The organism is Candidatus Coatesbacteria bacterium, from assembly GCA_014728225.1.
Taxonomy (GTDB): domain Bacteria; phylum RBG-13-66-14; class RBG-13-66-14; order RBG-13-66-14; family RBG-13-66-14; genus WJLX01.
Map to the genome: position 1 here is coordinate 1 of WJLX01000067.1, position 4,981 is coordinate 4,981.

General features: G+C 66.1%; 5 protein-coding genes. 3 read left to right on the plus strand and 2 right to left on the minus strand.

Annotation, left to right across the window (positions count from 1 at the left end):
• Window positions 1-413: 413 nt before the first annotated feature.
• Together GF399_05005 and GF399_05010 are read left to right on the plus strand one after the other, a co-directional pair.
• The gene (locus GF399_05005; GenBank protein ID MBD3399672.1) at window positions 414-1,637 is read left to right on the plus strand and encodes a tyrosine--tRNA ligase; all 1,224 of its coding nucleotides are present in this window, start codon (window positions 414-416) and stop codon (window positions 1,635-1,637) included.
• A 32-nt stretch (window positions 1,638-1,669) separates the two neighbouring features.
• Window positions 1,670-2,377 (plus strand): hypothetical protein, encoded by a 708-nt coding sequence (locus tag GF399_05010; protein ID MBD3399673.1) that lies wholly within the window; start codon window positions 1,670-1,672, stop codon window positions 2,375-2,377.
• 319 nt (window positions 2,378-2,696) lie between these two features.
• Here the strand turns inward: GF399_05010 and GF399_05015 are convergent, their stop codons facing one another.
• Window positions 2,697-3,149, minus strand: a complete 453-nt coding sequence (locus GF399_05015) for a hypothetical protein (GenBank protein MBD3399674.1) — start codon at window positions 3,147-3,149, stop codon at window positions 2,697-2,699.
• A gap of 26 nt (window positions 3,150-3,175) precedes the next feature.
• The gene (locus tag GF399_05020) at window positions 3,176-4,531 is read right to left on the minus strand and encodes a hypothetical protein (GenBank protein ID MBD3399675.1); all 1,356 of its coding nucleotides are present in this window, start codon (window positions 4,529-4,531) and stop codon (window positions 3,176-3,178) included.
• A 54-nt stretch (window positions 4,532-4,585) separates the two neighbouring features.
• Here GF399_05020 and acpS point away from each other — a divergent pair, with 54 nt between their 5' ends.
• Window positions 4,586-4,960 carry a holo-[acyl-carrier-protein] synthase gene (gene acpS / locus GF399_05025; protein MBD3399676.1) on the plus strand — a complete coding sequence of 125 codons (375 nt, stop codon included), beginning with the start codon at window positions 4,586-4,588 and terminating at the stop codon, window positions 4,958-4,960.
• Window positions 4,961-4,981 lie beyond the last annotated feature (21 nt).

Genomic DNA, 4,981 nt, shown 5'->3' on the forward strand with positions numbered 1-4,981 from the left:
GGCCCTGGGCGACTAACGGCTTCGAGTCGTTATCGTGCGGTAAAACGTTTATTCGAGGCGGCCCCGGGTGGGATGAAAAAACTCCGCCCCTGCAGGGGCGGGTCTACAGCGTCGAGATATCCGCAGGGGCGATGATTCCTCAGTCGCCCCCTTTTTTAGTATCTTGCCCCGTAGGTGCAGTTGATGAATGACAACCCGCGCACGGGGCACCCCAGCACACTGGAAGACGTCTTCAACATCTTACCGACGGAGTGGTCTAACCCGGCCGGCCGGCCCCAACCGCGTCCCGACGATTGCGCCGGCGGGCCCGCTGTGGTAGCATACCAGAACCGTCGACAATCTAGCAGATACTTCACACCCGAAGCCAACTACGGCACCCCCGAGCGCACGGAGCCTCTCCCACGGATTTCTGCATGGAGCACAGCCTGCAAGAAGAACTGGACCTGCTGACCTTCGGTCTGGTGGATTGCCTGACCGCCGAAGAACTCGCCGAACGGCTGAAGAAGGCCCGAGCGGCCGGTAAGCCACTGCGCGTCAAGTACGGCGCCGACCCCAGCGCGCCGGACATCCACCTCGGCCACTCCGTCCCCCTGCGCAAGATGCGCCAGTTCCAGGACCTCGGCCACCACGTCGATTTCGTCATCGGCGACTTCACCGGGATGATCGGCGACCCGACGGGGCGCTCCAAAACCCGCCCACCGCTGACCGTCGACGAGGTCCGCGCCAACGCCCGCACCTACGAGGAGCAGGTCTTCAAGATTCTCGACCCCGCGCAGACCACCATCCGCTTCAACGCCCAGTGGAACGACGCCCTGCACTTCTCCGACGTCATCCGTCTGGCCGCCACCTACACCGTGGCCGCGATGCTGGAGCGCAACGACTACCGGCAGCGCTTCGAGGACGGCAAGCCCATCTACATCCACGAGTTCCTCTATCCGCTGGCCCAGGCCTACGACTCCGTCCAGTTGAAATCCGACCTCGAGATCGGCGGCACCGACCAGCTCTTCAACTTCGTCACCACCCGGGAGATCATGAAACGCCACGATCTCGAGCCCGAGATCGTGGTCACCGTCCCCCTGCTCGAGGGCACCGACGGCGTCGAGAAGATGTCCAAGTCCCTGGGCAACTACATCGGCATCAACGAGCCCCCGGAGCAGATCTACGGCAAGACGATGAGCATCCCCGACGAGCTGATCGTCCGCTACTTCACCCTGACCACCGACGTGGCGCCCGCTAAGGTGCGCAACCTCGAGCGCGAGATGTCCGCCGGGGAGCTCAACCCCCGCGACGCCAAGGCCCGCCTGGCCCGGGAACTCGTCCGCCTCTACCACGGACGCGCCGCCGTCGCCGCCGCCGAGGAACACTTCACCAAAGTCGTCCGCCGAAAACAACTGCCCGATGAGATCGGCGATTACACCGTCAAGCAGGACGAGAACTGGATCTGCGCCGTAATGAAGGACATCGGCTTCGCCAAGAGCAACGGTGAAGCGCGACGTCTGATCCAGCAGGGGGCCGTCCGCCTCGACGGTGAAAAGGTCGCCGACGTCGACCTCGAGTTCGGCCCCGCCCATGACGGCGTCGTCCTCCAGGTCGGTAAGCGCCGCTTCCGCCGCCTGCGCTTCTGCGACGGAGCCTAACCGGGTCCCACCCCACCAGACGAGGGATCGCCATGAAGAAAACCCTGCTCATCCTGCTGCTGACCGCTTTGATCACCGCACCCGTCCTCGCCGAGGAGTTCTTCGACGAGCGCTACTTCCAGCTCTCCGTCGGCACCGTCTACCTGCCCTACCAGACCTCCATCGTCGTGGCCGACCTGGTGTCCAAGGAGATCCCCACCTACGAATTCATCGACCGTCACCTGCTGGCCTACTCCGCCCGGCTACAGTTCCCCATCCGCGAGTGGTTCAAGCTCGGCGTCCAGTTCGCCTGGTCCAAGGACACCTTCGCCTATGAGGACGAAGGCCGGATGGAAAGCGAGTTCGACCTCGATATCAAGCACTACTTCCTGGCCTTCCAGATGCCCATCTCCCTATTGCGCGGCGACTGGATCGACATCACCCTCAGCCCCTTCTTCGCCTACTACGGCGCCAGCCAATCCCCCGAGAACATCGACCCCAGCCGCGAGACGCGCACCGACGTCTGGTACCGCGCCAGTTGCGAATGGAGCGGCGTCGGCTTCGGCGGCACCCTCGGCGCCGCCTTCTACTTCGGCGACTTCATGGTCGGTCTCGAAGGCGGCTGGCTCCAGGGCGGCATCGATGTCGACCGCAAGCTCTACATCGAGGACGAGGAGGACGACGATCAGGACTACTACCTCGACCCCTCCTCGACGATGGGCGGCTATCTGTTCAGCGTGGAGGCCGGCTACTTCTTCTAGCATCCGGTCTCGCAAAGACAGCGAACGGTTCGGCAGACCCGACCCCGCGGAAACCGATCCCCCCTTCCCGGGAGAGGCAGATCCGGCCGACGCAACCGTGTCGACGACGAACGGCGGGGTTTACGATCCCCGCCGTTCGTACACCTACACCGCAGCTCCATTCCATTTTACCGCGGAGCGCGGGGCTCCAGCCATCGGTGCCGGCCGATGGGTTCCAACTCAATCGTCAACCGCAAACCCGCGGTACGTCGAAAACCCCGGGCCGGCACGGGCGAGCTGCGGAGGGGGTTGAACTCCCGCCCCTGACAGATCGGCTGTCTCAACGCTTTTTGCGCTTGGGCGGCAGCCCCGGACGCTCGTCGGCGGGTTTGATACGCACCTCGGAGCTGAACTCGGCCTTCAGCGAGGCCATCGCCCCGCAGTAGCGCTCCTCGGAGAGCCGGACGGCCTCGCGCACCTTGTCCTCGTCCAGGCCGTCGCCGAAGACGTGGTAGACCAGGTGGATCTTGTTGAAGGGCTTGGGGTAGTCCTCCTCCCGCTCGCCGTCGATGTCGATGCTGAAGCCGGCCACGGGCTGGCGCATCTTGCCCAGGATGCTGTAGACGTCCATGCCGCTGCAGCCGCCCAGGCCGATCAGCAGCAGCTCCATCGGGCGGGGCCCGGAGGCCGAACCGCCCTTGTCGACGGGACCGTCCAGGGGTACCCAGCTAGCCCCGGTCTCCCCGCGGCCCATGAAGGTCAATCCCTCCAGGTGTCGTATCTCGACGCGCATCGTTATCTCCTCGTTAAGGATTGTCGTTAGTGGTCGTCGCTTAGGGTGTAGGCGCCGTCGTCACCACGGACGACCGTCCCGCGTTCGCGCAGGGCCTCCAGCCGCTCCGGCACCAGGGCCGGTGCGCTCTCGATGAAGCCCCGGCCGAAGTCGATCATGGCGTGGAAACGCGGCCGCCATTCGCTGATAAACGACCTCAGTTCGTCCTGGAGCTCCGCCGGCGAGCGTGGCCCGGCGGCCAGGGCGTAGCGGATGAAGCGCTCGGTCAGCGTCGCCAGCCACTTGCCCATCCCCCGGCCGAGGAAGTGGCGCACCCCGGCGCCGTCCTCCCCGCCGCTGGAGCGCAGCTCGCCGATCAGCTCGAAGGCGCTTCTGGCGATCAGGAAGCCGATGATGACCGAGGCGCCGGCGTCGGCGTAGACCAGCCAGGCGGCGTCCCAGGCCCGCGAGAGCATCGACAGCCCCACGCCCCCGGCGACGAGCAGGGAGGTGAGGAAATGGTTGCGGCTGTCGACGGCCTGGCAGATCAGGGCGAAGTTGCCGTGGCGCATGCCGACGAAATATTGGTAGGCCGAGACTACGAGCATCAGCAGCCCGGCGGCCAGGGAGACCGCCAGGGTCAGCCAGGGCAGCTCGACGGGCTCCGGCGCGGCGATCTTGCCCCAGGCCGCCCAGCCCACCCCCACCACGCTGACGAACATCAGCACGATGATGAAGATCGAGGTCAACCGCTGCTTGTCGTAGCGGATGCCCAGCGCCACCAGCACCGCGGCCAGGGTGTCGCCGGTGTTGTCGATGCCGTCGGAGATCAGCCCCGCCGAACCCGACAGGAAGCCGATGAACAGCTTCACCGCGCTCAGCAGGACGTGGACGATGATCGTCGCCCGGGCCGCGCCGCGGGGCGAAAGGAACTTGTCCACGAAGTAGGGCACCGCGGCGGCGACATGGCGCTCCAGCTCCCCGCCCGCCGGGGTCAGCCGGTAGGTCTGACCCGAGCGCTCGATGATCCCGGCGTCGGTGGTGCGCTCCAGGAAACCCTCCAGGGTGACCCTGCGTCGTCGGCCCGACTCCCAGTCCCGGCCGTAGAGGATCCGCTGCCGCCGGGTGAAATCCTCCAGCTCATCCAGCGTCAAGGGGCGCCGGCCCAGCTCGAGGATCAGCGGCAGGTAATGATCGGCGATCCGGTTGATCGCCTTGTGCAGCGCCCGGTGGCTCTCCCAATGCTCCAGGTGCTGATCCTTGAACTCCGCCTTCTCGGCCAAGCCGCCTCCCTCGCCAGCGTCCCCGTCCAGTGTAACTGACCCCGCCGCCGGGCTCAAGACTCGACCTTCGGGCGGAACGAAACACCCCGCCCGCCCCCCCGGCGGTTCGAGACTGGACAGCGTAAGCCCAAATCGTTATTATCTAAAGGCTAGCTCAACGACACGAGCGCCGACATGAAACTCCTGGGCCTGGGTCTCGACCTCGTCGAACTGGACAACTTCACCCGGCGGCTGACCCCGGAGCTGATCGGGGAGCTCTTCACTCCCGCCGAACGGAACTACTGCGAGTCCAAAGCCAAACCCGCCGAGCATTACGCCGCCCGCTTCGCCGCCAAGGAGGCCGTGATGAAGGCCCTCGGCGCGGGACTCGCCCAGGGGCTGCGCTTCGACCAGATCGAGGTCGGCCGGGACGAGGGGGGAGCCGTTCACATCAAGCTCGACGGCAAGGCGGCCGCGCGCGCCGCCGAGCTCGGAGTCGGCGCCTGGCGCGTATCCCTGACCCACACCCGCAGCACCGCCGCCGCCGTCGCCGCCGCCCTGGCCCTCTAGACCACCGACCGGACTCATAAC

Bases quoted from the DNA above. Each gene is read 5' to 3' on its own strand.
- GF399_05015 (MBD3399674.1), bottom strand. From the start codon at position 3,149: ATGCGCGTCGAGATACGACACCTGGAGGGATTGACCTTCATGGGCCGC.
- GF399_05010 (MBD3399673.1), top strand. From the start codon at position 1,670: ATGAAGAAAACCCTGCTCATCCTGCTGCTGACCGCTTTGATCACCGCA.
- GF399_05005 (MBD3399672.1), top strand. From the start codon at position 414: ATGGAGCACAGCCTGCAAGAAGAACTGGACCTGCTGACCTTCGGTCTG.
- acpS (MBD3399676.1), top strand. From the start codon at position 4,586: ATGAAACTCCTGGGCCTGGGTCTCGACCTCGTCGAACTGGACAACTTC.